Consider the following 25,582-nt stretch of genomic DNA (forward strand, 5'->3'; position numbering starts at 1 on the left):
ATTGATACTGATTTAATATATATGATGAAGGCTTGTATTCTGAATAGTCGTAAAATACTTATTTTCTAGTCATATATTTACATCCTATTGAGTGTATAAAAATTAAATAAAGTACTTTCGAATTACTCTTGTCACAAATTTGCAACAAAATATCTACTAGCTACCCTGTCCCTTTCAATCACTTAACACTATTTGAAGAGTGAAAGGGTGGTGCAAAATAATGAATTTTAAATCAGGTAGCATTAAAAACTTCACATCTTTATCTCAATTTCAGGATCTTAAGGAATTCAACAGCCATATGGAAATGTGGTTAGCAAAATGTAAGCATCATTTTTCTAAGGGTGAGTTAGTTGCATTGAAACGGCTTGTCCGCTTTTCTGCTAAAATACCTGGCGTCTGTAATGCTAAAATCGGCACGATGCTAAAGGCCATTCATCAGGAATACAATGGAAATGGCATTTCCCGCTCTACTTTTAAAAGAATGATTATGAAGGCATCAACACAAGGGATCTTAACAGTCCACGAAACAGAACGAAAGAATGGGTCCCAGTCCAGCAATCTTTACGTGTTCAATCGTTTTCCTAAAAGTGAACCACCTAAAAAGGAAAAAATGAACCACCCTATTAAAACTAGTAATCTTTCTAAAACTAATATTAAAAAGAATAATAAACGTTCAGAAACGGACCTGGATTACACATTTACAAGTGATCAAGTTCCACAATCTTTTGTTAACGTCGTAAAATGTTTTTTCTCAGAAGCTGTAACCATTGAGGAATTTTGGCGAATGGCAAAAATAGCGGCATACCGAAATAATCGTGAAAATGAAACCGAACAGATCCTTTCTATTTCCATCCAATCGTTTAAGCAGTTAATACGCAAAATGAAATCGAATCGTCAAATTAATAAACCTATCGCCTATTATTATGGGATTCTTGAAAGAAAGTTTGAAGGGCTTTATTTTGAGGAGCTGTATGAGTTGGGGTTTGTAGGAAATGTTCTTTAATGACGGATTCTTTGCATCAAAAAATAAACCTATTGCCCTTTTTTATGACATCAAATCGACTATTAAAAATTTTTTATGATCCCTGATTCAACATTTTGGTAAGCTACCTGTAATCCCTTTGATATGGAATTTTTAAAAATGAGGAATCAGGGAATTTATCCTAGTAATTTGGAGAATTCATACTTCTACCTAATATCATGTACCACAAAATGTTCGATAAGGACGGTCTGATGGCGCAGGCAGTGTGCAGTATTCTTCCTGTACAGGAGAGTGTTCGAATGGTCTTGAAAGAACATCAAGCAGACGTTCCATCACGCTGTAGTCCCCTTGCTTTACTGCGGCTTCCAGTGCCTCTTCAACCTTGTGGTTACGAGGGATGACCGCTGGATTGCTGTTTCTCATTAACTGCTGCGAAGTGGATTTCGATTCCTGTTGCCTTCCGAGTCTTGCTTGCCATAATTCATACCATTCTGCTATTTCTGGTGTTCCATAGAGTGCGGTATCCTCTAGCTTATCAATAGTTAACGAACGGAAAGTATTCGTAAAGTCCGCACGATACTTTTGCATGATCTTGAGGAGGTCTTCAATAAGGGATACGTCCTTTGGCTCTTCATTAAATATGCCAAGTTTTGCCCTCATACCAGTGAGCCAACTAGATTGGTATATCGCATTATAATCTGAAATTGCAGTCTGTGCCAATTCGATAGCCTGTTCCTCATTTTCATGAAGCAGCGGCAGAAGAGTTTCAGCAAATCGTGCGAGATTCCAACCTCCAATAATCGGCTGATTTCCATATGCATAGCGCCCTTGTCTGTCAATAGAACTAAACACCGTATCTGGGTCATACACATCCATAAAGGCACAAGGACCATAATCAATGGTTTCCCCGCTAATGGTCATGTTGTCTGTGTTCATTACCCCGTGAATAAAGCCAACATGCTGCCATTTCGCAATCAGTGCTGCCTGACGCTTTATCATTTCTTGAAGCAGAGAAAGATATCGATTCTCATCAGCTTCAATGTCCGAATAATGACGATTTATCGTATAGTCAGCAAGGTTCCTTAACTCCTCAACTGTTCTCCAGTTTGCCACGTATTGAAAAGTAGCAACGCGCATATGACTTGCAGCCACACGGGTCAGAATGGCACCCTGCAATTCGGTTTCACGGTAAACTGGCTCACCAGTTGTCACAACTGCTAGACTGCGGGTTGTTGGAATACCAAGCGCATGCATTGCTTCGCTGATGATGTATTCGCGCAGCATGGGTCCAAGCGCAGCTCGACCATCGCCTCCCCGGGAGTATGGTGTTCTACCAGAACCCTTAAGTTGAATATCAAACCGTTCTCCTTGGGGAGTGATCTGCTCTCCAATCAGATGTGCCCGGCCATCCCCTAACATATTAAAATGCCCAAATTGATGTCCCGCATAAGCTTGAGCAAGCGGAAAAGCGCCTTCAGGAATTTGGTTGCCAGCAAATACCGCCACACTATCATCGCTTTGCAGCGCTTGAACATTCAACCCAAGTGATCTAGCTAAAGGATCATTGAGAACGATTAATTTCGGCGAGCGTACAGGGGTCGGGTTGAGGCTGGTAAAAAATGATTTCGGCAGACGGGCATAACTGTTGTCGAAGTTCCAGCCTGCATCAATTGCATCAATATTATTTGTCATCTTATCCCCCTTTTCTTTTTTGTCTTTTTGAATTCTAATATTAATTCTACATAAAAATTAAAAGGATTAATTACTTTTTCTATTTTCAAAATCGAGACAATGCTATACCCTTTAATGTCTGCTTCTGCAATTTTATTATACTCTTATCACATGAAGATGAAGCAATTTAAGCATTTCTTAATTGGGTACAATAGAATGAAAGGCTCCTGTGAAAAAGGAAAAAACGCTAAGTACAAAAAAATATAAAGTGTATAAACCCTTTTTTGTATGAAAATGAAAAAATTCCTCTATTGCCAACAATATATATAATTTCTAAATATATACAGACAACCCCCCTTCAAAAGCCGGCCCATTTTGCTACAATTGATCATTTCTATAAAGTTAAATAAATACAGGGCATACATACTCACGAAGTCTTCTCCTTCTTCTGTAAAAGCACTGCAGCAATAGCGTCCATTTCCATTCCTCTTCCTGCATTTGAGAAGTCCATTGATCCAATTCTGGATACTTGAATGATTGCATCTATCGATACAAGGAGTCCCATGAGCGCAGGTATAGTGTCCCAATTTTTTGGTCGATTGTTAAATGATTGTTGAATTGCATTCATATCCTCAATTGTTCGAGTGTTTTTATGACTTAAATTGTACAGGAACGCTTCGATATTATTCCATCATTCAATCATTTCACCCTATGCCCTTTTTTACATATAAAAGGAGAGTCGACATGATCGACTCTCCTTTATTAATTTCTGTAAATTCCGACATTATAGAATGTACATTTTCGTCTACACTTGGTTATTGACCACTATATTATGGAAAATGGCACCAAAAGTTTTATCGAATGTTAAGTATTTTACATTTTTTTCTGAAAAGCTAATCTATAATAAATTTATGCAAATAGCATTTTTTCATTTGCGAGATCAGCAAGTTTATCAATATTATTGATTATGTAGGATTTTCCACTTTTAGTAATGTGTGCATGGTCTTCTAACCATTTAATATTTTTTGCGACTGTAACTCTTGTGGTTCCTAGAAGGTTTGCTAACTCTTGATGTGTAAAATTAATTGTTAATTTAATTTGTCTTTCATCAATTTTTTCACCATATTGAATCGATAACTGAATAAAGGCGGCACAAACCCTTGGCAATGCTTTCATGTAACTTAATTGTAAAGACTGTGAACAAAGGAGACGATATTTCTTTGTAATTAGATCAAATGCTTGAGAAATATACTGCGGCTTTTTAAAAAGAAATTCAAAAAAACTTTGCTTAGAAGTCCTTAGTAATACAACCTCAGAAGCGGCAATAGCATTAGTAGCATAACTCGAATCACCATTTAATGAACACTCACCCAAGATTCCATTTTTCCCGATAATAGTAAGAGCTTTTTCCTCTCCATTGGGAGAGATTAAAAAAAGACGAACACGTCCACTTTCAATTATGTAGATATAATTTCCTGTTTCGTTCTGATTAAAAATGGTTTCATGCTTTTTATAGGTTACTTTCTCACTATGATTCTTTAACTCAGACCAAGTATATGGAAGATTATCTAACCAAGGATTGAGAAAATTGAATTCTTGAACAACTTCATTCATATTTATCACCTCATTAAAGGAAGGGATTTTTGAAAATGAATACTGAAATGTTACTAAAAGTTAGATCAGAGTTCCCAGGTTTGGAAAAAAAATTAATACTTTCTAGCTGTTCTCAAAGCGCTATTTCTCTTGATGTAATGAATGCCATGGATGAGTATAAAAATAGTTTACTAGAAGAAGGAATGTCTTGGGAGACTTGGATGGAGAAAGTAAATAGTGCCAAAGAAAAATTTGCTAGGATCATTAATTGTGATGCGAGTGAGGTTGCAATTCTTTCATCAGTTTCTGACTCTATTTCATCTATTTTACAATCTCTTGACCTAAATAAGCAAGACGTTTGTGTAACTGAAATGGATTTTCCTTGTGTAGGACATGCAATCTTGGCACAAAAACAAAAGCAAGATATTAATGTTATATTTATTCCAGCAGAAAATAATATGATTCCTTTAGAAACCTATGAAACTCATATAACTGAAAACACAGCTCTAACTTGTATCTCTCATGTTTCTTATTATAATGGTTTTAAGCAAAACATTAAGGATATTGCTAAAATCGCTCACAAAAAAGGCTCCCTTCTACTGGTGGATGCATATCAATCAGCTGGTGCTGTAAATATTGACGTAAAAGACATGGACATAGATATCTTGGTTACTGGGATGCAAAAGTATCTACTCGGAGTACCGGGTATAACCTTCCTTTACGTAAAAAAAGAGTTGGCAGAACGGTTGTATCCAACTACAATAGGCTGGTTTGGGCAAAAAAACCCTTTTGCCTTTGATCTAAAAAATTTAGATTACGCCCATTCAGCACAGCGTTTTAATACAGGTACACCTCCTGTTATCAATGCATACATTGCAGATGCTGCATTGTCTTTCATTGATAAGGTTGGAATGGAAACGATACAAAATTATTTATCAAAACTCTCTTCCTTTACAATTGAAAAAGCTGCAGAACTGGGTTTTGAAATCGCAAGCCCTTTGGACAATAGTAAGAAAGGCACAAGTACTGCTATTTATGTTGATGATGCGAGTAACATCGAAAAGAAATTGAAACAGGCTGGATTCGTTGTATCTTCCCGTAAGGATGTCATAAGAATTGCTCCACACATCTATAACAATGAGGAAGATATAGTAAATTGCTTACTAAAATTAAAAGAATTATCTCATTGATTTGTTATCCCTTTTGATAGATAAAACGAGGCTAGCCTGTTTTTACGGCTAGCCTTGTTTATATAAAAAATAAGAATAACCTAGGGAATAAACCTTGTCTGGGCTTTATCTAGCTGTTATATTATGATCCAAAATTTTGCTTGCGGGTCACTTGCCTCTCCAATTTAATTAGTTAAACTCATGAAGCCATCTTTACTATTCAATCGATGCCATAGTGATCTACAACGAACAAATTTTTTCTAATAAATAAAAAAACACCTCAGTAAGAGGTGCTGTTAAACTACTATTATCACTCTAATTCTAGTGAAATTCGTTGCTGACCTTTAACATGAATAATCTTACCAATTTCCTCTAATTCTTCTAAATCCTTCTCCACAACTCTTGCAAATAGATTGCCTGGAATCCATCCAGCTGGGAAGAAGGTTCGTGCATCTCTACCATAGAAAAGACCAAAATCATATATCGGGGTAGGAACGCCTCCCCATGCGTATGCAGGCATAAACGTATACAGAATATCACCCGGTTGAGGGAAACATGTTAAGTTCTCCTTATTTGGATCATGTAGTGCAGTAACTTGACATGCTTCTACTGGAAGCTGTATTGAAATTTCTTTACCTGTGTACATGGCATGCCTTGCCATAGATGTGATTGGGTTTTCGAGTAATTTCAAGAATGCCTCGCTCGTCGATGGAGCCTTATCACTTAACACTTGTGCCCGAATGGGAACATCTAAATCTAAGAATGTGATTTTAAATGTATTCATCACTTCACCCCCTATACTACACTTGGTTCAAAGATTAGCTTTTTATTTGCAAATCGGCGATAATGCAAACTTGAAACATCAATTTTCGGCGTATTTTCTGCGACAATTGCTGCAACTGTTTCCCCAATTGCTGGGGACATCATAAAGCCATGTCCACTCATACCCACAGCTTGATAGTAACCAGGTAAGCCATCCACATCACCTAGTATTGCCTGATGATCAGGGGTACTGTCATAAGTACCGTCGACATGGCTATGGAAAACGAGTTCCTCAAGTGGAGGGAATATTTCCGTCCCTACTTCAGCAGCGCGTAATTGGAAATCAAACATATTGTATGGAGGCTGCAAGTCTTTCCCTAGATAACTTAAGTAAATCGTTCCATCTGTTAATTGCTTAGCTGCAAAGCCTTTTTCAAACGAAATGAGTAATGGCTCAAGGATTCTTTCAGTCACTCTGTTCGTGTAAAGAATACGTCTTACCTCAAAGTTAATTGGCAAATTAACCCCTGCTGTCTCTGCAAGTTTCTTAGATCCTAATCCAGCAGCATTTACGACCTTTTCAGAAGAGATGTAACCCCTATTCGAGCAATTTACTCCTTTTACAACACCATTCTCAACGACGATATTTTCAACAGTATCACTTACGAACTTTACTCCTTTTCGCTTTGCTATAGCCGCGAAACTATTTGTTACATGATAGGCATCATCCGCGAATCCATCTGTCTCACAAAATGAAGCTGAAATGAAACTTGATTCGTTAATTCCAGGGACAATCTCTTTTGCTTCACTTGGTGTAATAAACTTTGTTGGTATCCCTAATGAATTTTGTAGTGCAACACTTTGCACGTACTTATTTTTTGCATCTTCAGAATGGAACGTGTATAAGTAACCTACATTTCTAAATTTTATTTCATGCTCGGGTTCGAGATGTTCATTGATATTTTGAAAAAATTCGGTAGACGCTTTGGACATAATACAGTTTATTTCAGTTCCCCATTGTTGACGAACTCCCCCAGGACAAATTCCAGTAATATCAGATGCAATTCCAGTTTTATCAATGACTAACACATTCGAATATCCTGCTTCAGTCAGAAAGTAGGCAATCGAACAGCCAATAATTCCAGCACCAACTATGACAACATCGTATTTTTCCATTTCACTCTTCCTTTCTATTTTGTTACTTTTCAAGATGACAAGCTACAAAATGATTATTTCCAGCATCCTTTAATTCTGGTGGTACAGATTTACATATATCCATCACATACGGACAGCGAGTATGGAATCGGCACCCTTCTGGAGGGTTAACAGGACTCGGAATATCACCATTTAAAATAATCCTTTGCCTTTTCAGTTTTGGATCAGGTTTAGGAATGGCTGAAAGTAAAGCTTGAGAGTATGGGTGTTTAGGATTTTCAAAAAACTCATCCCGTTCGGAGATTTCTACAATTTTTCCAAGATACATAACAGCAATCCTGTTTGAGATATGTTTCACAACACTTAAATTATGAGTAATGAACAAATAGGTTAAATCATACTTAGCTTGCAAATCCTGGATAAGATTTAATACTTGGGCTTGAACAGACACATCAAGAGCGGATACCGGTTCGTCCATAATAATTAATTTAGGGTTCACAGCCAGAGCTCTTGCAATTCCGATCCGTTGTCTTTGGCCACCTGAGAATTCATGGGGGTATCGGTCAATATATGCAGCATTTAAGCCAACATCCGCCATGATTTGCTTTACTCTTTCTTTTCTCTCTTTCTTACTAATGTTTAAGTGAATCGACATGGGTTCCTCAAGAATTTGCCCAACTTTTAAGCGCGGGTTTAGTGAGGCGTAAGGGTCTTGGAAAACAATTTGCATGTCTTTTCGTTTTTTCTTTAATTTTTTTGATGATAAAGCACGGATATCTTCATTCTCAATTAAGATTCTTCCTTCTGTAGCCTCAATGAGGCGTAAAATAACCCTTCCAGCTGTTGATTTTCCACACCCCGATTCACCTACAAGGCCAAGTGTTTCCCCCTTCTCAATATAAAAACTAATGTCATCTACAGCTTTTACAATGTTTTTATTTTTAGAGAGTAACCCGTCTCCTTCGATTGGAAACCATTTTTTAAGCTCCTCTACTTGAAGTAATTTCTCCGGCATTCGGTTCCACCCCTTTTTCAACCCAATTATCAGAATACTTCCAACATCTTACTTTATGACCTTGTAAATCAATGAGATTTGGCTCATCCTGTAGACAGATAGGTTGAACAAATTCACATCTGCTAGCGAACCTGCAACCGCTTTTGACTTCAGATGGGTGTGGAACCTGCCCAATAATAGGATTAAGCCGGTCGACTCGTTCATCTAAATTTGGAACTGATTTAATTAAACCCTGTGAATAAGGATGTTTAGGTTCCTCGAAGAAAATTTCCACATCAGAATATTCAACAATCCGGCCAAGATACATAACAGCCACTTTATCTGCTGTTTCTGCGACAACTCCGAGATCATGTGTTATCAGTAAAATTGCCGTTTCGAGTTTCTCTTTAAGCTCATTCATAAGTTCCAATATTTGAGCCTGAGTTGTTACATCTAGAGCAGTTGTAGGTTCATCTGCAATAAGTAAATCTGGATTACAAGCCAATGCCATCGCAATCATGACTCTTTGTCTCATACCGCCTGAAAGTTGGTGTGGATACTGATCGACTCTTTGTTCTGCAGAAGGAATTCCTACTACTCTCAACATTTCTATTGCTCGTAACCTTGCATCCTTTTTTGATAGACTTTGGTGTTGAATAAGCACTTCCATAATTTGATTTCCTACAGTAAAAACAGGATTTAGGGAAGTCATTGGTTCCTGAAAAATCATTGAAATGTCATTTCCACGAACTTTTCTAATTTCCCTTTCTCCCATTTTGACAAGATCTTTTCCTTTAAAAATAACTTCTCCATCGATAATTTTTCCATGTGGTTTTTGAATAAGCTGTAAAATTGAAAGAGAGGTAACACTTTTTCCACTTCCAGATTCCCCTACTAGACCAAGAGTCTCTCCTTTTTTTAATTCAAAAGATACCCCGTCTACTGCCGCCGTTTCGTCATCATCGTTATAAAAATAGGTTTTGAGGTTCTTAACCTCCAATAAGCTTTCCATAACCACACCCCTTTTCATCTCAAATATAGATATGCCTAGGTGTCCCTGTTAAAATTTCGCATCCATCTTCCCTTACAAGAACAATATCCTCCACACGAACACCGACTTTTCCAGGCACATACAAACCTGGCTCAATGGTAAATATCATTCCTGGTTCCAGAATTTCTTCAGAATCGAGGACAACTCTTGGATTCTCATGAATCTGTAACCCTACGCCATGTCCTAATCCCCTTAAGCTATATTGCTCAAGGCCTTCACGAATAAATACATTTCTTGCAGCAGCATCCAATTCGTGACCGGTCATTCCAGGTTTAACAGCTTCAATGGATTTTTCTAACGCTTCATGAACGATGTCATAGTATTTCTTTAAATCTTCATTAGGTGAACCTAGCACTATTGTTCTAGTCATATCTGACATGTATCCCATGTATTTTACTCCATAGTCAATTAAGAGGAATTCGTTATTGTTTACAATTTTAGAAGAAGGAATCGCATGTGGTAATGCTGCACGATTCCCTGCGGCAACAATTGTGCCAAACGCTGGGCCTTCATGTCCCAATTTGCCCATCAGATATTCCAATTCGACCGCAACTTCTTTTTCAGTCATGCCTGGCTTTAATAATGGAATCAATTCGGCAAAAGCCTGGTCTGATATTGCAATAGCCTTCCTAATAATCTCAATTTCAGCATCATCTTTTACTTTTCGGATATTTAGGAGTTCTTTCGTTAGGGGGAACCATTCATATTCGATGAAAATAGATTTCAATCTATTAAATAAATGAACGGATACTGATTCAGACTCAAAACCAATCTTTGAAATGTCTTTTCCTTTAAATACATCTTGTATCGTGGAAAAAGGGTCAATTCCTTGGGTGATAATTTCAAAATGTGGGGATTGCTCTTTTGCTTGTTCTGTATATCGTTGATCAGTAATTAGCCCACAATAATCATTCGTAATTAACAAATAGCCATTGCTTCCTGAAAATCCAGAAAAATATCTTCTATTTTCATATGAATAGATGAAGATAGCGTCTAGTTCCTTTTCTTTTAGGAAGCTTCTTGCTTTCTCGATTCTTTTTTCCATCATTCCACCTCCGAGCATCTCAAGATAAGGAGATAGGGTGATACCCCTCCATTAAACGCGAGGGATAACACCCTACTTACTTACAGAATATTAATTATTTTACAGACCAGTCTTTAGCGTTAAATGTAGCACCTCTAAAGTCAGGTTCGAACCCTATAACTCTATTATTTACTACAAATGGAGATACCTGTTCGTATAATGGAATCCAAATCTCATCTTCCGCAAGTTTCTCTCCTACTTGCCAGATTAATTGCTGACGTTTTTCAAGATCAATTTCTTTTGTCTGAGCCTCAAGCAGTTCATCAACTTTCGGATCAGAATATCCAACAAAGTTATAACCGTTAGGAGGCATGTACGCACTGCCGAAGTAGCTTCTATACTCATCTGGATCTGCTTCAATACCAAATCCTAGAATATAAGCATCATAATCTTCTTTCGTAACTTCCCTTTGCTTACCATCATCCGTTTTAGGTAATAGTTTCGTTACAAGTGTTGGGAAATCAAGTGAACGAATTTCCATTTTCACACCTATTGCTTCCCACATTTGCTTTAATAAGACTCCTGATTTTTCTCTTTCTTTCGTACCAGTAGGAACCTCCATTAAAAAGCTTAGCTCCTTGCCATCTTTTGCATAAATACCATTGCTATTTTTTTGATATCCTGCTTCTTGGAGCAATGCATCTGATTTTGATGTATCATAATCATAAATTTTTAAATTCGGGCTATGTGACCAATGAGCTGATGGGAACACATCATCCGCTACTTCTCCATATTCCCCTAAAATTGAAGCTACAATTGCCTCTTTATTGACTGCATGAGCAAGGGCCTTTCTAACTTTTGGATCATTAAAATGATCATTTTTAGAGTTAAATCCTACATAATAGACGCTTAATGCATCCTGATTCACCAAGCTAGCATAATCCAATGTCGATACTGACGGCGTTTCCGCAACTGGTACGGAAGTGATATCTACATCTTGGCTTAATACAGATGCTAGCATTGTATTCGCGTCTCCAAAACGCACAATTACTTTATCTAAATTTGGTGCTCCATCAAAATATTCTTTGTTTGCCTCTAGCTCAATATATTGACCTGATTCCCATTTCACAAACTTGAATGGACCAGTACCAATTGGTGAACGATTTGAAGCATGTTTTTCCCACTCACCAGGAGGCGTGTCTTGTAGAATATGTGCAGGAAGTACTCCGATATACAGCCCTGAAATGAATGGAGCAAATGGCTCTTTCGTTGTAAACTTAATCGTATGATCATCTACAACTTCGATTCCTTTAATTTTGTCTGCCTTACCTTCCTTATATTCAACAGCACCCACAATTGGATCAACTCTCCAATACGCTCCAGCATCATATGTGCTATCTGCTAATGATGTAAATGTAAACTCCACATCCTTAGCTGTAAATGGCTTTCCATCATGCCATTTCACATTTTGTTTCAAATGGAAAGTATACGTTTTACCATCTTCAGATACTTCCCAGCTTTCTGCTAGACGACCTACCATTTTCAATTCTTTATCTGGAATAACGAGTGAGTCAAATACCATATGTGTTACGTTCGTATCAGATGTCGTTGCCCAAATAACAGGGTTAAGATTCCCTGGTTCACTATTGAAGGCAACGGTTACGTTACCTCCCTCTTTAGGCGTTTCTTCTTTTGATGTTTCAGTTGGAGATGTATTATCATTTTCTTTTTCTGTATTGTTTTCTGTTGTTGTCTTCGATGAACAAGCCGCTAAGAAAAGGAATACAAATAGAACAAATACACTAATGAAACCAAACTTTTTCTTCATCTAATTTCCCCCATATGTTTTAATTTTTCACCTTAGGATCTAAAGCATCACGGAGTCCATCTCCCACAAAGTTAATACAAAGAATAGTGAGTAGGATTGCAAATCCGGCTGGCATCCAAACCCATGGTTTAAATTGCAGAACCATAATCGAAGTTGCTTCATTTAGCATGTTACCCCAACTTGGGATTGGCTGTTGAACACCTACCCCTAAGAAACTTAGTGCAGATTCTGTTAAGATTGCCTCGGCTGTCTGAAGTGTTCCTTGTACAATAATCGGAGCCATAATGTTTGGTAGGATATGTTTGATAATAATAATGAAATCACTTTGCCCCATCGCTTTCGTTGCTTCAATGTATTCCATTTCTCTTAAACGTAATACTTCTCCCCGTACGAGCCTTGTCATAGTCGTCCAACTTACCAAACCAATAATTATAATTACATTAAAAAGACTAGGTTTGAGAATGGTTGCAACCGTGATTGCTAAGAAAAGGACTGGGAAACAAATGACAACATCTGTGATTCGCATAATTACCGTATCGACCCATTTTCCATAGTAGCCTGCTACAACCCCGAGTAGTACACCGGTAAATGTCGCAATCATTACAGCAACAAAGGCAACTGTTAAGGATACTCTTCCGCCATATATAATCCGTGATAACATATCCCTTCCTAAACTATCCGTACCAAGCAGATGCTCTCCACTAGGAGGAGATAGAACATCATATAATCCAAACTCTCCCTTTGTAGATTCGTAAGGGCTATGTGGTGCAAGGACTGGAGCTAATATTGAAACAATGAGTAACGTTAAAAGGACGATTGCTCCGAATACGGCGAGCTTATTCTTTTTAAATCGTTTCCATGAAGCATTGTTTTGCCATCCTTTTTTTCTATTTATCTGGACTAGTCCCGCTTGATTATGCTGTATTTCAATGTTACTCATTTAATTCCCCCCTTTACTCATAATCAGTACCTAATCCTTGGATCTGCCCATGCATACATAACATCAGCCAATAAGTTACCTGACATAACTAAGATTGAGGTAAATAGATTTAGAGCCATGATGACGGGGTATTCTCTTGCGACGATTGACTGAATTCCTAAGCTTCCCATTCCTGGCCAGTTAAAAATATGCTCTGTGATATAGGCACCACCGAATAAGAAGGGAATGGATAAACCAAATATCGTAATAACTGGTATTAACGCATTTCTCAATGCATGTTTCAGGTTAACCTTTAACTTGCTTAATCCTTTAGATTCAGCCGTTCGAATAAAGTCCTGGTTAAGTACTTCTAGCATACTGGAACGAGTAAACCGCATAACGACAGCGATTGTTGGTAATGCAAGTACAATGGATGGCATCGTGACATGCTTGACATAATCCATAAACTTAGCAAAACCCGTCAAATCAGCACCAATTGTAACCATTCCGGATGTAGGTAACCACCCAAGCTTTAATGCGAAAATAAAAATCATTCCTAAACCAAAAAAGAAAGATGGAATAGAAATACCAATGAAAGATAAAACGGTTAACACATAATCTGGTGCCTTAAAGCGATTTGTAGCAGAATAAACCCCTAAAGGAATTCCAACTACAAACGCCATTACAAAGGCCGTACCTGTTAATAACAACGTGGCAGGCAAACGTTCCAAAATCAGTTGACCTACTGGCTGACCTGTTTTAACTGTGTATCCAAGATTACCTTTGAAAACTTCTTTGATCCAAGTAAAATATTGAACCGGCAACGGATCATTTAATCCGAGATTTTCTTGAGCCCTTTGCATTTCTTCAGATGATATTTTGGGATCAATCATTGTTTGCATTGGATTTCCTGGTGATAATTGCATGATTGCAAAGGTCATAATTGTGATACCGATTAAGATGGGAATTGATTGTAGGAGTCTTTTAATCAGATATTTTTTCAAGAAACTCCTTCCCTTCTTTCTTGGTAGTTTGAATGTAGATCAATTCATTCTGACGTTCTGTTAAATACTTAACTCCGTCAGATGTAACGACAACATTTTCCTCAACGATGAAATGGATCCCATTGTCTAAAAATAATGTCGGCTCAATGGTAAAAACCATTCCTTCTTTAAGCTCTCCGAAAGGCGCATTTCCGTACCTTTTCCATCTCGGTCCTAGAAGTACACCTCCATCATGTACATCTCTTCCGATTTGGTGGCCAGTCGCATGGGTAATTTCCGGATAGCCAAGCGAAACATAATAGTTTCTTGCTGCTGAATCCACTTCATACCCTTTAACACCCGGTTTTATCATGAGGGCAGCTTTTGTAATGGCTTCATGTACGGCTGAGAATGCAGCCTGTATTTCTTCAGGAGGTTCCGTTTCTCCTTCTCTTAAGAAATAGACTGTTCTTGCAATATCCGAAACATAACCATTTACTTCAACACTAAAGTCAAAAATAACAAGGTCTCCTTCTAAAACAACAGCATCCCCTGGCCCTCTATGTGCAATGTTCTCTTTCAAAACAATTGGCATAGATAGTGTGCGGTCTACTCCATTTACAACTCTGTGTTTCTCCAACTCTTTAACAAATAAAGATCCTAATTCTTTTTCAGTCATTCCTGCTTTCATTTCAGTAAAGACCTGTTTGTAGATTGCTTCAGTGATCTTAACTGCTTTTTCAATATGCTCAATTTCTGTTTTTGATTTGATACTTCTAATTAATGTGAGAAATTCCTCTGAAGAGACATATTCACCTTGGAATACATCTTGTAATGTTTTCTTTAACCAGCGATATCGTCCAGCAGTTAATCCATCTGTTAAATGTTCTTCCTTCGAAATATTTAGCGCAATCTTGTTCGGATTAATCTTCCCTACCACTTCAGCAAGTAAATCCGCTAAACTACCAGTATGCTTATAGACTTCATCAAATAGTCCCGACTCCTCTATATCCTGCGCATCAATACTACTGCAAAGAGCTAATTTTTCTCCCTCTTTCGTTACGATAAAAACACCTGGTCCAACCGTCCCCACACCTGTGATGAGAGGGATACATGGATCACTTCCCTCCGATGTAAGGATCAGCCACATATCAATATCTTGTTCACGTAAACTTTCGACAGCTTGTTTCAGTTTCTCTTTTTGTACCTGATACACTTTTTCCACCTCCATTTGATATACATAACTCTTCTAAAACTGCTACCATAAGTTTTACACCGTATTCAAATGACTCTTCTTCGATTCGTTCATCCTTGTTATGAACCCTTTTGAGCACCTCTGTAAAAGGAGTTAAGGTTGGGGATAGGCCATAAATTTGACTCGCTACATCTCCAACAAACCTTCCGTCTGTTTTACCTAACGCAGTAAAAGGAACCCATTTTACCTTTTTTCCATATATAGAGGATGTGTCTTTGAACAACTTGATGATTTCTTCCTCTGGATCGCTTTCATATCCTTTTTCAAAAGATAGCAACTTACAATTTACTTTTGGAGGGAGTGGCCATTCTTGTAAGTATGACTCAAACTGCTCTCTAGTTTGGTTCGGGAGAGTTCTGAATTCAAGTATCGCCTCTGCCTTATACGGAATCACATTCAACTGTTCTCCACCAACAGTAATTAATTCAGGTGTGAAAGTCATATACGCCATATAATCATATAGCCTTCTAACTAAATCTCCTTGTTCCCCCTCCTTACTCAACATTCCTTTTAATTCGTGATGGAATTGATGAAGGATTGGATAATCGCCAGTAGGAAACTGTAAATGATTTATTATTTTAAGGGCTTGTGATAATGTCATGACAGCCTGATTCTCTGGAGGACTTCCTGCATGTCCCCCATCTCCAAAAGATGTAAGCTTAACTCTAGCAGTCCCTTTTTCACCAGAAGCAAATAACATATAAAGTTCATCTTCAAAAGCGACAGTAAAACCTCCTCCTTCACTTAGGATAATTGCATTTTCAAAAAATTCAGTATATTTTTTTGAAACAAATTCCATTCCTTCCTTGCTTCCGTTCTCCTCATCTGCTGTTGCTATAAAGTAGACGTTACCGTTCAAGGGTTGATTACTTCTTTTTAATTGAATAAATGCCATAAGATGCATAATGGTTAGCTGTTTTGTATCAAGGGTGCCACGCCCCCAGATCTTTCCATCATCTATGGTTGCTGAGAAAGGAGGAAATGTCCATTCCTCTTCTGTTGCCTCCACCACATCCGTATGAGAAAGAAGGACAATTGGCTTTACCAACTCATTTTTTCCAGCTAGTTTCGCAATGATCGAAGCCCTGTTATTTGGGCTATACACAAGTTGTGATGCAATTCCCTCTTTTTCCAAAACTTCTTTCAAATATTCGGCTACCTTATATTCAGTCTCAAGCTGATTTGTCGTATCAACCTTTATTATTTCTCTAAAATGGTGCAATGCTTCTTTCATCAAATCCATAATCATCAACCTTCTGAAGGTATCAGAACAAGTTCTGTCTGGCGTTTGCTCAGGATGATTGGTTGGTCTTCTGTTACAAGAACATTCTCTTCAACTAAAATACATGGGAGAGCATTATCCTGAATAACAGTTGGTTCAATCGCATAGACCTCACCCACTTCAATGATTCCTTCCACTTCAGGTCTCGGAGGTAAACGTTTTGGACCGAGGATGGTTCCACCATCATGTGTGGCTCTGCCGATTTGGTGTCCAACAGAGTGACGAATAGTCGGATATTCTGCTTCCTCAATCACACTTCTTCCAACCGCATCAACCTCATAGCCTGCCTTACCTGGCTGTAGTGCATCAATGGATGCCGTGATAGCCGCAATTGCCGTATCAAAAGCTTTCTGAATATCATCAGGTGCTTGTGTTTCACCATCTTTGAGAATATAGAAAGTTCGTGCGATATCTGAACAATAATTGTTATACTTCAGGCTGAAATCGATGATCACGATGTCTCCTGGTTCCGTCCTGTGGTTACCTGGCTTTCTGTGAGCCAATCCCTTACGAACGATACATACTAGAGGCGGCTCATTAGAATCCCCGTGGCCGTTTGCTACCCCACGTTTTTTCATCCCATTGACAAACAATTGCCCGATCTCTTTTTCTGTCATGCCGCATTTAATCTGAGCAAACGCTTCATCATAAATATCTGTCGTATGTTCGATCGCTTGTTTGATATTTTCCAACTCACTCGCAGTCTTAATGCTACGTAGTTTTTTTAAAACCACTTCACTTGAAACTTCGATTTCGGCTAGTCTTTCTTCACCAAGGACATCTTTAAGCCATTCATACAAACCTTGAGTTAGTCCATCACATAAGTGATCACTTTCTGATACATTTAAGGCAAGGTTTTGTGGCTGGATTTCCTCAAATAGTTTAAGAAAAGCTTCTTCCATGCTCGCCTCATAGACTTGCACATTTTTAAATAGATTAGTAGCTTCATAGCTTCCTCTATCACTTACTGATGTAAGTGCAATATGCTCTCCATTATTTCGAATAAAGATTGCTGCCTTATGAACGGACCGCACTCCAACGACTAATGGCAATGCTGGGTCAGATCCTTCCCTAGTAAGTAATAACCATGTATCCAAGCCATATTGATTTAATAAATTAGTAGCTTGTATCAATTTTTCAGATGTAATTTCTTTCGTAGCCGTTATCATATCTATCGCTCCCTTCCATTTTAACAAGGATATTGTACATATTTTGAATACCGAATCTTAATGATTCTAAAGGTATTCTTTCATTAATTCCATGAACCATTGTAATGACCTTATCAAACGTCATGTCAGGTAACATCGGACAATAACCGTATATTTGAGAACTAAGTGAATTCAAATGCCTTGAGTCACTTCCACCAATTGACAGAAACGGAACAACCTTTGCATGCGGCACTTCTTTTTTTACTTCTTCTTCAAAAAGGGCTAAGTGGGTTTTATTTATTTGAGATTCATAGCCTTGTGAAAAAGATAATATTTCGTATTCAACAGGTATGTCACCTAGAATTTCCCGTAGCACTTCCTTAAATAAATCTCTTGTTACTGAAGGAATGGGCCTGCAATCTAAGTAAATCTCATATTTTGTTCCTGCAGTAGAGTGTTTCTTACCTCCATCCCATTTTGTAATCGAAAAAGTTGACTTCGCCATCGCTTTAAAAAGTGAGACATAGGAAGACGGAATAATCTTAATAAACGTTTCAAAGTCTTTTTCTGAAAAAGATATCCCTTTGTCAAAAGCAATTGTAGAGAATAACGTATTCGTCGATGAAGGTATTCTTTCGATGATTTCTGGAGACTGAAAAGCTTCAATTGTCTTTATAATATTTTGCCATGCACTGTTATTGGGAAGATAAGGATTGGAAGTAAAATCATTTTTTGCTGTAATTTTTACTCTAGCTAAACCTTTTTGACCTAATTCACACAAATAGTAAACGTGTTCATCAATCAGAATTGGGAAACCTCCCCCCTCATTGAAGACAATACTATTTTTAAAAAGGTGGGGATAATCTTCTAAAAAGGGAATCAACCCATATTGACTACCATTTTCCTCATCAGAAGTTGCAACCATAATCACATCTCTATTTAAGGTGATGTTATTTCGTTTTAATAGAAGGAGAACCATAAGTTGAGTAATGGTTAATTGTTTCGTATCAATCGTTCCTCTTCCCCACATCACATCATCTACAATTTCTCCACTAAAAGGTGGAACTTCCCAATCTTCTTCATTTGCAGGAACTACATCCAAATGAGACAAAAGAATGATTGGTTCATGATAATCAGCTTTCAAGGATATAACAACATTCCCTCTATTTTCCCCAGTTTGATGCACCTTTGTATACAACCCATTTCGTTCTGCGATCTCCACTAATAACCGAATCGCTTCCATTTCATTTTGTAGGGAGTTGCTCGTATTAATCTGAATCAATCTACTCAAATACTCCGCAGCTTCCTCCTTTACATCTGTCCACGACTTAATCAACACTTCACCACCTTCACAATTAACTACCAAGATTAAATTAATTATAATATTAAGAACATTCCATTAATGTAAAACACTTTACAAAATTCGGATTTTTAAAAAAATAAACAGAGTATAGTTTGGCTCTTGAAGGCAAATGTAATAAAACAAATGGACGGTTCTTACAGGGGACAATCGGAGATTTTGCGCGCAAAAAAAACACAACTAGTGGATAATTATAAGTTAGGCAATTATGTTATTCTTTGGAATAGGTTTTCCTTTATCAGTGTGGTAAATTGTTCGTCGTTCTCTTTTAGTCATCGTAGATTCTCTTCAAATATATTATCTGTAGTCTACTTAACCTTAAAATTTCTGTCCAACTATGTGTAGCCGATCCATATACAATATTAAATCTACCAGAGTAAATGTTGAGATTTTTCTTATTCATACAAAAGATTTTTGAAGGGCAACTAAATTGTTATGTTTAATTAAAGAAAAGAAAGCCATATTAAATATAGAATTGAGCTTAAGGAGAGAAATTATGGAATTTTTAACACGAGAGCAAATTATTAATGACTTACAAAAACCATTTCAATCTTATTTAGATCGATTCGGTATAGAGGATATCGGAATATTTGAGGAAGAGGGACAAGGAGATATTTACTATATGGGATATACCGTAAAAAAGGATGGAAAAACCTATCATATTCATTGTCCCTTTAAAAAAAATAACAATGGTGGTTTAACCCCAATGAAAAATGAATGGACCGTTGAGACTGATGAACCACAAAAAGAGGATCTTGAGGGCTATCACGATATAGAAAGTGTGTTTCGTGAGATTTAGAAATTCAGCCAATAAAAGCAAACCCTGTAATATAAACATAAGTAGTTCAGTTATTATGGAGAAACCTAAAATTACGAACTAAATAATATTTTAGTCCATAGGTTAATTGGCTCGGTAAAAAACGCATAAAAAAGCTCAGAGTTCCTATATGGCCTCCGAGCTTCCCTTTTGTCTGATGCTCAATTAAAGCCTTTACTGACTAAATTTTCAGTAAATTAAATCCCTTATTCTATTCAATGAAGTAATAATAATGTATAAAGGCAAGGCAGAAAAAATAATATTACTCTCAAAGATTGCTTTCCACAATTTTAATTCGTTACGAACCTTATAAACAAACAAAATTAGGGATAAAATCACCGTAAAAAACAACATCCATAAAAATTCTTTTTGTCTATTTACTTCATAATCTATGGCATCAATTTTCCAAATATCATTTTCTGAAAAAGATACGGTTGTAATAGCTTTTTCAATCCCTAACACATTGTATGATTTTAGCGATATACTATCTTTTTGCAATGCAACAATATCATATCCGTTTGGTAAAAATGAAACTTTGTAAACTATAAGATATGTGACACCAGCAACAATACTGCCAATTAGTAAAAAGGCTAAATATTTCCTAACTTTTGTCCTAAGTGTCTTATTCATTTATTAATTCTACCCCCCTCACCCCCTTAATTATACCATAAAAATCCATTTATCTTATTAAACTACTCTGCACCTTAACAGAACAGGAACTACTTTGCTTCCCTAATATTTAACATAAAATACCTATTTCTATTTTTACACCTCGAATTGTAACCTTAATCGCATCAGAAATAACGAAGTGACACCCCCTGCAAGAGGATGGGAGGTAATGAAATGAGTGATTACAAAACAGGAAATTCTAATTCTGCCTATACACATGACCCAAATGTGTATAGGGAGCGTTGTTCAGATTGCGGTCAACGTTTAGAGTGTAATGAAACGTTTGAAGCCTATGGCAGAATTTATAGTGGACCATGCTATCAGTCCAAATAAGAGCTAAAATGATAAAAAAAGAATCCTGATCTGATCAGGACTCCCAAAGCAAATTGAATTAAGGTGTAACTCCAAGTTCTCTTAAAATATCATCTAATCTTTTATTCTTCACATTTTTTGCAGGTTTTGGCGTGTTTTCTACATCTGGATTTACTTTTAAGTAGTTGGTTTTGACAAATCCGATGTCTGTTGCATTAACAATACCATCAAAGTTAATATCTGCTTCGCGTTTATTTGTGCCCCAAGCTTCTTGAATCGCCAGTGCATCGTAAATGTCGATTACTTGGTCTTGGTTTACATCACCCGCTACTGCTTCTTTGTTTTCAATGTACATATATTGCCCATACCACACACCGTTGCGTAAGAAGCCAACTTTTTGATTTTTTTGTATCGTAATAAAGTGCCCGGGTAGGTGTACTTCTTTGGTAAATAGTTGATCGGTTAACGGAAGCTTAGTCACAAGGAACTCTGGTTGGAATTTGCTATTTATAGTTGCATCGTAGACTTTACCCATAGCATCGGAAAAGATTACTTTAGCCCCAGCTTGAACCCAATCTTTTTTATCCCAGACTATAACTTGACCAGATACATACTTTCTAAAACCTTCTGCTGTAAGATAGCCAAATGCTTCAGAGAACGTAGGAGTGACGTTCCAAGAAAATGGTGCAAAGAAGAGATTGGTTGATGTGCCCGCTTCATTCACATAAGAAACATTTGCATTAAATCCTGCTACTGTAGTGTAAGCAGTATCTTTCACCTTAATAGTTACGTCTACAGCAGGGATTTTGCCAGAAACTTCTTTCGTAGACGCTACATCCAGTTTGATCGATGGTTTTCCATTCGTATAGGTAACGGTTACTGTTCCTTCACCAAACTCACTTAATGCTGCATTGGGTTTTGCCTCAACAACTTCTAGTTGAGTGCCAAATTTAGGAACATAAGAGCCATAGTCTAACAAATTCCAAGTGGCTGACTTTAATTTTTGTACATTGTCCAGTGTTAGGGTAGTGGTAATCGTTTCCCCTAATGCGATCGATTTTTGTTTACTGGTTCCATAAGCAAATGGAGTACCTTCTTTAACAAAGTAGTAGGTTTTCCTTCCACCTATGTTCCCGCCTCCATCAAATCCATCCATCTTTAAGCTTATGACCGGAGTTTTTTCATCCATCAGTATTTCTTCTTTCCATTTTCCCGCTGTGTCCATACGGACAGTGCTGGATACTGGACTGTTCCGGGACCACGAGAGCCAGTTTTTGGATTGGTCGACTGCCATCCCTGCTTGATTTGCCGCTTCAATTTCTTTGTCATAGATTTGCACTTCAATTGGATAAGTAGTTTGACCTGGTTTGTACTCAAGGATCGGAGACTCTTGATCCAATGAGCTTGTAAAAGTAGGTTGATCAATATCTACTAAGATATCGAAGGAATTGGTAAGAACTTTGTCAGCCTCAGTAGTCGTAATCGTTTTCAGTTGGTATTGCCCCGGTTTTGCTTGTACTGTTTCTGTGGAGATTCCATTGGCCCTAAACGGATAGTAGTTTCCATTAAACATAACTAGTTGATAGTTTGTATCGATGTTTTTTCCAACCAGATTGTGTCGTCCAACGAAACCAAGCTCTTGCCCCGATTTCCGGTCTACTAAGATCATGTCCATGGTTTTCATCGGTGTTTTCAAGTTCATTAGCGCATTTACCGAAGAATGTGTATTAAATTTGCCATAGTGATCATAGCGATAGTAGGCTGGGGAAATGATATTACTATCTCCGATATCCAGTGTTTTGAAATTGTCTTCCGCTGTACGAACACTAAATGGAATCCGATATTGCTCGGTTTGATTCTCTTGGTTGGTCACTAAGAGGTAACCTTCGTAAATTCCTTCAGCAGCAGCTTTAGGTACTTCGATGGTAACATGTAGACTTTCGGTAGAAGCTGGATCCACTGTTATGGTTGGGTGGAATTTCACTTGTACCTGGTTGGCTACGGCATCTAGGCTACCTTTCACCGCTTGGAACTGAACGTTCAAATTGAAATTCTTTACTTTATCAGTTAGGTTTTGAAATTTCAACTTTTTCTTTACTCTAAGATCTTCACCTGCATAATGAGTGCCAAACGCAATGCCACCTGTTTTTTCTTTGATAGTAGTGATTCCATCAGCGTTAGGAACTAGGGTCGTATCCTGTACTTGAATCTTCATCCCCGTATGAACGGCTTGATAAGGATCCACGCGTCCTGCTCCCACTTCAAATACACTGTAAGAACCATTCAGTGGATCAGCCGTGTTCATCATGATTGTTTTTACATCTTCAGGCTGTAACGTTGGATTGACTTGTAATAAGAGTGCTGCTACACCAGCTGCATTTGGCGTCGCCATGGAAGTACCTGAGAGACGAGCATACGCATATTTGTAATCGGTTGGTGCGTCATGGTTCCCTATGTAAGCGGGTACAGAAGACAACACACTGACTCCAGGAGCGGTGACTTCTGGCTTGATGTCATAGGTTCTTTTGGCTGGTCCACGAGAACTGAAGTCAGCTAGGGTGTCCCCTTGTGTTTTGGTTTCAGTTAAATTACTAAATGTGAAGGATTTATTTCCTGCAGTTAGTTGCTCCTTCACATTGAGTCCATCCTCTTGAGTAAGAGAGAAAGTAGGAATATAGTTTTGATCTTCTCCCAAGTAAGTAGGAATATGGCCAGGTGCGTTGTTATACATTAAGACAGCCGCCGCGCCATGTTGTTTCGCAAACTTCACTTTATCTGTAAATGCATATGTTCCCCGAGCAACGAAAGCGATTTTGCCATTCACATCTTTGCCCGTGTAATTCGCGTTACCACCAAGACCTACGTCTACTATATCTAAACTTTTTCCTTCTAGAGTAGATAGGTTATCAGTGAAGGATTTCGCCATGTTACGTAGTTCCAGCTCACTGAGTGTTCCGATCGCCCCTTTCATGGACGAATGAGAAATGGATACATCACTGGCTCCAACGGTGAGAGCGAGTGCAGCAGTTCCAGGAGAGCCGAGAGTATAAGAGTTAAGTCCTGAGTTACCCGCAGCCACCACGGCAGTGACATCACTTAATACCGCATAGTTCACGGCTGTACTCGTTGGAAAGTATGGATCGTTAATTCCTGCTCCCAAGGAAATGTTAATGACATCCATGCCATCGGCAACGGCTCGGTCGATCCCCGCCATTACGGCTTCCGAAGTACCGCTACCATATGGTCCAAGGACACGGTACGCATAGAGGTCAGCATCTGGAGCGACTCCTTTGACAGAGACTTCACTATCGTTTTTAGCTTGACCGACGATGATTCCAGATACGTGAGTCCCATGCTCCGTGTAGTAGGAGATTCCGTTATTAAATTCCGGGTCAACTGACTTTTTCCAATCTTCGTAGGTGGTTTCCATCGGATCGTTGTCATTATCGACAAAGTCATAGCCACCTTTGAAGGCATCTTTTAGATCAGGATGATTGTAGTCGACCCCTGAATCAATGACCCCTACTTTTACGCCTTTCCCTGTGATTCCTTCCGCATGAAGCTTGTCTACTCCTACAAAGGGAACACTAGCCGCTTGCGTCGAAGCGTTATTAGATTCTTCCAGTGCGATGGAAGGGGGCTCTACCGTAAAGGTGATATTTTTGTGTACGGATTGGACCACTTCCGATTTCATCAACTCCTCTACTTGGTTCGCAGCAAGGGTAAGTGCCACGCCGTTATAAGAAGTTTTGTAAGAACGGGTGATTTTATACGAAGGTTCTGCACTTTTGACTTCTGAAGAAGAAGTGGCAGCAGGTAAGATTTTTTCCAGATCACTTTGGAATGTGGAATGTTCTTGATCTACCTGTTCGTTGGCTTCTTGTTTGGTTACTTTTTTGCCTTTCAGAGCGGCCTCTAATACAGCTACTTTTCCTGGCTTGGACTTAAATTGTACGATAACAGAAATGTCTTTGTCTGATTTCAGATCTTCATCTGAAAATCCCTGCAAGCCATAGTTTTCTGTCATCTCGAGTTGGTTTAAGGCCGCTTGTTGTTCTGGGGTGAGCGATGCTAAGATTTGTTCTGCTGATTTACCAGTTGCACCCGAAACATGTCCGATCCCAAACTGGACGGATGGGAAAAGTAATCCCAATGATAAAGCAATGGCAGTTGAAGTTTTCGATGTTTTGCTATACCAACTATATTTTCTCTCTTTCATAAGCTCCCTCTTTCTTGCTTAGAATTTGTAAAGATTGTAACGAAATTATTGTAGTATAAACGTAAAAAGCGATAGAACTGAAAAAGTGCGCTTTAACAATTTTGATTTCAACAAAATTCCTCCTACATTTTTCAATTTGGCATTAGAGCCATCTTGCCCGAGAATATTATTTCTTCTAAATCACATCCCCTTCCCTCCTGTCTGAAAATTTTTATAATTGACATTGTACCTACTCCTTAGAACAGCGTCAATTGGGGGATTTCCATGTGATTCCATTGACCCATTCATCTAAAAAATATTTTAAATACGTGTCAATAAAGCACGAAAACCTGTGAAAATAGCATATTTTCAAGGTGGATGGGTGAAATTTTGTATTAAATCATCAAGTT

The 25,582-nt window shown here is 38.0% G+C and carries 21 protein-coding genes; 4 read left to right on the forward strand and 17 right to left on the reverse strand.

Annotated features, from left to right (window positions below; all coding sequences use genetic code 11):
* Positions 1-220 precede the first annotated feature (220 nt).
* On the forward strand, positions 221-1,003 hold the full coding sequence (locus FSZ17_RS12785) for a hypothetical protein (protein ID WP_057776628.1): 783 nt from the start codon (positions 221-223) through the stop codon (positions 1,001-1,003).
* 195 nt (positions 1,004-1,198) lie between these two features.
* Here FSZ17_RS12785 and FSZ17_RS12790 read toward each other — a convergent pair whose 3' ends face one another.
* From FSZ17_RS12790 to FSZ17_RS12800, 3 genes are all read right to left on the reverse strand, one after another.
* Positions 1,199-2,674, reverse strand: a complete 1,476-nt coding sequence (locus FSZ17_RS12790; RefSeq protein ID WP_057776627.1) for a protein adenylyltransferase SelO — start codon at positions 2,672-2,674, stop codon at positions 1,199-1,201.
* A 406-nt stretch (positions 2,675-3,080) separates the two neighbouring features.
* Positions 3,081-3,281, reverse strand: coding sequence for a hypothetical protein (locus tag FSZ17_RS23740; RefSeq protein WP_057776626.1), 201 nt, complete (start codon positions 3,279-3,281; stop codon positions 3,081-3,083).
* A 281-nt stretch (positions 3,282-3,562) separates the two neighbouring features.
* Entirely contained in the window at positions 3,563-4,267 is a 705-nt protein-coding gene (locus tag FSZ17_RS12800; RefSeq protein WP_057776625.1) for a Crp/Fnr family transcriptional regulator, read from the reverse strand.
* A gap of 35 nt (positions 4,268-4,302) precedes the next feature.
* On the opposite strand from FSZ17_RS12800, the gene FSZ17_RS12805 reads away from it, so the two are divergent.
* Entirely contained in the window at positions 4,303-5,436 is a 1,134-nt protein-coding gene (locus tag FSZ17_RS12805; protein ID WP_228460190.1) for an aminotransferase class V-fold PLP-dependent enzyme, read from the forward strand.
* A 289-nt stretch (positions 5,437-5,725) separates the two neighbouring features.
* Here FSZ17_RS12805 and FSZ17_RS12810 read toward each other — a convergent pair whose 3' ends face one another.
* The 12 genes from FSZ17_RS12810 to FSZ17_RS12865 form a co-directional block, all read right to left on the reverse strand.
* On the reverse strand, positions 5,726-6,199 hold the full coding sequence (locus tag FSZ17_RS12810; RefSeq protein ID WP_057776624.1) for a DUF3830 family protein: 474 nt from the start codon (positions 6,197-6,199) through the stop codon (positions 5,726-5,728).
* Between the two features lie 11 nt (positions 6,200-6,210).
* Positions 6,211-7,353 (reverse strand): NAD(P)/FAD-dependent oxidoreductase, encoded by a 1,143-nt coding sequence (locus tag FSZ17_RS12815; RefSeq protein ID WP_057776623.1) that lies wholly within the window; start codon positions 7,351-7,353, stop codon positions 6,211-6,213.
* Positions 7,354-7,375: 22 nt separating this feature from the next.
* Positions 7,376-8,347, reverse strand: coding sequence for an ABC transporter ATP-binding protein (locus tag FSZ17_RS12820; RefSeq protein ID WP_057776622.1), 972 nt, complete (start codon positions 8,345-8,347; stop codon positions 7,376-7,378).
* Positions 8,313-9,338, reverse strand: a complete 1,026-nt coding sequence (locus FSZ17_RS12825) for an ABC transporter ATP-binding protein (RefSeq protein ID WP_057776621.1) — start codon at positions 9,336-9,338, stop codon at positions 8,313-8,315. Before FSZ17_RS12825 ends, FSZ17_RS12820 begins: the two co-directional genes overlap by 35 nt.
* 19 nt (positions 9,339-9,357) lie before the next feature.
* On the reverse strand, positions 9,358-10,425 hold the full coding sequence (locus FSZ17_RS12830; protein ID WP_185150620.1) for a M24 family metallopeptidase: 1,068 nt from the start codon (positions 10,423-10,425) through the stop codon (positions 9,358-9,360).
* 91 nt (positions 10,426-10,516) lie between these two features.
* Entirely contained in the window at positions 10,517-12,229 is a 1,713-nt protein-coding gene (locus FSZ17_RS12835) for an ABC transporter substrate-binding protein (protein WP_057776619.1), read from the reverse strand.
* A 19-nt stretch (positions 12,230-12,248) separates the two neighbouring features.
* Positions 12,249-13,169 (reverse strand): oligopeptide ABC transporter permease, encoded by a 921-nt coding sequence (opp4C, locus tag FSZ17_RS12840; RefSeq protein ID WP_082625442.1) that lies wholly within the window; start codon positions 13,167-13,169, stop codon positions 12,249-12,251.
* A gap of 23 nt (positions 13,170-13,192) precedes the next feature.
* Complete coding sequence (locus tag FSZ17_RS12845) at positions 13,193-14,152, reverse strand: ABC transporter permease (RefSeq protein WP_057776618.1); 960 nt, start codon at positions 14,150-14,152, stop codon at positions 13,193-13,195.
* The gene (locus FSZ17_RS12850; protein WP_228460192.1) at positions 14,133-15,347 is read right to left on the reverse strand and encodes a M24 family metallopeptidase; all 1,215 of its coding nucleotides are present in this window, start codon (positions 15,345-15,347) and stop codon (positions 14,133-14,135) included. Before FSZ17_RS12850 ends, FSZ17_RS12845 begins: the two co-directional genes overlap by 20 nt.
* Positions 15,295-16,629 (reverse strand): M20/M25/M40 family metallo-hydrolase, encoded by a 1,335-nt coding sequence (locus FSZ17_RS12855; protein WP_057776616.1) that lies wholly within the window; start codon positions 16,627-16,629, stop codon positions 15,295-15,297. The genes FSZ17_RS12850 and FSZ17_RS12855 overlap by 53 nt, the downstream gene beginning before the upstream one ends.
* Positions 16,630-16,634: 5 nt before the next feature.
* The gene (locus FSZ17_RS12860) at positions 16,635-17,837 is read right to left on the reverse strand and encodes a M24 family metallopeptidase (protein ID WP_057776615.1); all 1,203 of its coding nucleotides are present in this window, start codon (positions 17,835-17,837) and stop codon (positions 16,635-16,637) included.
* On the reverse strand, positions 17,806-19,152 hold the full coding sequence (locus FSZ17_RS12865) for a M20/M25/M40 family metallo-hydrolase (RefSeq protein WP_057776614.1): 1,347 nt from the start codon (positions 19,150-19,152) through the stop codon (positions 17,806-17,808). Before FSZ17_RS12865 ends, FSZ17_RS12860 begins: the two co-directional genes overlap by 32 nt.
* A gap of 520 nt (positions 19,153-19,672) precedes the next feature.
* On the opposite strand from FSZ17_RS12865, the gene FSZ17_RS12870 reads away from it, so the two are divergent.
* Complete coding sequence (locus FSZ17_RS12870; protein ID WP_057776613.1) at positions 19,673-19,975, forward strand: DUF5634 family protein; 303 nt, start codon at positions 19,673-19,675, stop codon at positions 19,973-19,975.
* Between the two features lie 207 nt (positions 19,976-20,182).
* Here the strand turns inward: FSZ17_RS12870 and FSZ17_RS12875 are convergent, their stop codons facing one another.
* A complete protein-coding gene (locus tag FSZ17_RS12875) occupies positions 20,183-20,623 on the reverse strand; it encodes a hypothetical protein (protein ID WP_057776612.1) in 441 nt (146 codons plus the stop codon).
* A 213-nt stretch (positions 20,624-20,836) separates the two neighbouring features.
* On the opposite strand from FSZ17_RS12875, the gene FSZ17_RS23420 reads away from it, so the two are divergent.
* On the forward strand, positions 20,837-20,995 hold the full coding sequence (locus tag FSZ17_RS23420) for a hypothetical protein (RefSeq protein ID WP_156416291.1): 159 nt from the start codon (positions 20,837-20,839) through the stop codon (positions 20,993-20,995).
* A 58-nt stretch (positions 20,996-21,053) separates the two neighbouring features.
* On the opposite strand, the gene FSZ17_RS12880 is transcribed toward FSZ17_RS23420, so the two are convergent.
* Positions 21,054-25,193 carry a S8 family serine peptidase gene (locus tag FSZ17_RS12880; protein ID WP_057776611.1) on the reverse strand — a complete coding sequence of 1,380 codons (4,140 nt, stop codon included), beginning with the start codon at positions 25,191-25,193 and terminating at the stop codon, positions 21,054-21,056.
* Positions 25,194-25,582: the final 389 nt, after the last annotated feature.

The sequence above is a fragment of the Cytobacillus dafuensis genome, from assembly GCF_007995155.1.
Taxonomy (GTDB): Bacteria; Bacillota; Bacilli; order Bacillales; family Cytobacillaceae; genus Cytobacillus; species Cytobacillus dafuensis.

What these genes read in the sequence shown, in the direction of transcription:
- FSZ17_RS12870 (WP_057776613.1), top strand. Translation starts at nt 19,673, where the DNA reads ATGGAATTTTTAACACGAGAGCAAATTATTAATGACTTACAAAAACCA.
- FSZ17_RS12880 (WP_057776611.1), bottom strand. Translation starts at nt 25,193, where the DNA reads ATGAAAGAGAGAAAATATAGTTGGTATAGCAAAACATCGAAAACTTCA.
- FSZ17_RS12830 (WP_185150620.1), bottom strand. Translation starts at nt 10,425, where the DNA reads ATGATGGAAAAAAGAATCGAGAAAGCAAGAAGCTTCCTAAAAGAAAAG.
- FSZ17_RS12825 (WP_057776621.1), bottom strand. Translation starts at nt 9,338, where the DNA reads ATGGAAAGCTTATTGGAGGTTAAGAACCTCAAAACCTATTTTTATAAC.
- FSZ17_RS12820 (WP_057776622.1), bottom strand. Translation starts at nt 8,347, where the DNA reads ATGCCGGAGAAATTACTTCAAGTAGAGGAGCTTAAAAAATGGTTTCCA.
- FSZ17_RS12875 (WP_057776612.1), bottom strand. Translation starts at nt 20,623, where the DNA reads ATGAATAAGACACTTAGGACAAAAGTTAGGAAATATTTAGCCTTTTTA.
- FSZ17_RS12815 (WP_057776623.1), bottom strand. Translation starts at nt 7,353, where the DNA reads ATGGAAAAATACGATGTTGTCATAGTTGGTGCTGGAATTATTGGCTGT.
- FSZ17_RS23420 (WP_156416291.1), top strand. Translation starts at nt 20,837, where the DNA reads ATGAGTGATTACAAAACAGGAAATTCTAATTCTGCCTATACACATGAC.
- FSZ17_RS12790 (WP_057776627.1), bottom strand. Translation starts at nt 2,674, where the DNA reads ATGACAAATAATATTGATGCAATTGATGCAGGCTGGAACTTCGACAAC.
- FSZ17_RS12810 (WP_057776624.1), bottom strand. Translation starts at nt 6,199, where the DNA reads ATGAATACATTTAAAATCACATTCTTAGATTTAGATGTTCCCATTCGG.
- FSZ17_RS12835 (WP_057776619.1), bottom strand. Translation starts at nt 12,229, where the DNA reads ATGAAGAAAAAGTTTGGTTTCATTAGTGTATTTGTTCTATTTGTATTC.
- opp4C (WP_082625442.1), bottom strand. Translation starts at nt 13,169, where the DNA reads ATGAGTAACATTGAAATACAGCATAATCAAGCGGGACTAGTCCAGATA.
- FSZ17_RS12785 (WP_057776628.1), top strand. Translation starts at nt 221, where the DNA reads ATGAATTTTAAATCAGGTAGCATTAAAAACTTCACATCTTTATCTCAA.
- FSZ17_RS12855 (WP_057776616.1), bottom strand. Translation starts at nt 16,629, where the DNA reads ATGGATTTGATGAAAGAAGCATTGCACCATTTTAGAGAAATAATAAAG.
- FSZ17_RS23740 (WP_057776626.1), bottom strand. Translation starts at nt 3,281, where the DNA reads ATGAATGCAATTCAACAATCATTTAACAATCGACCAAAAAATTGGGAC.
- FSZ17_RS12860 (WP_057776615.1), bottom strand. Translation starts at nt 17,837, where the DNA reads ATGATAACGGCTACGAAAGAAATTACATCTGAAAAATTGATACAAGCT.
- FSZ17_RS12800 (WP_057776625.1), bottom strand. Translation starts at nt 4,267, where the DNA reads ATGAATGAAGTTGTTCAAGAATTCAATTTTCTCAATCCTTGGTTAGAT.
- FSZ17_RS12805 (WP_228460190.1), top strand. Translation starts at nt 4,303, where the DNA reads ATGAATACTGAAATGTTACTAAAAGTTAGATCAGAGTTCCCAGGTTTG.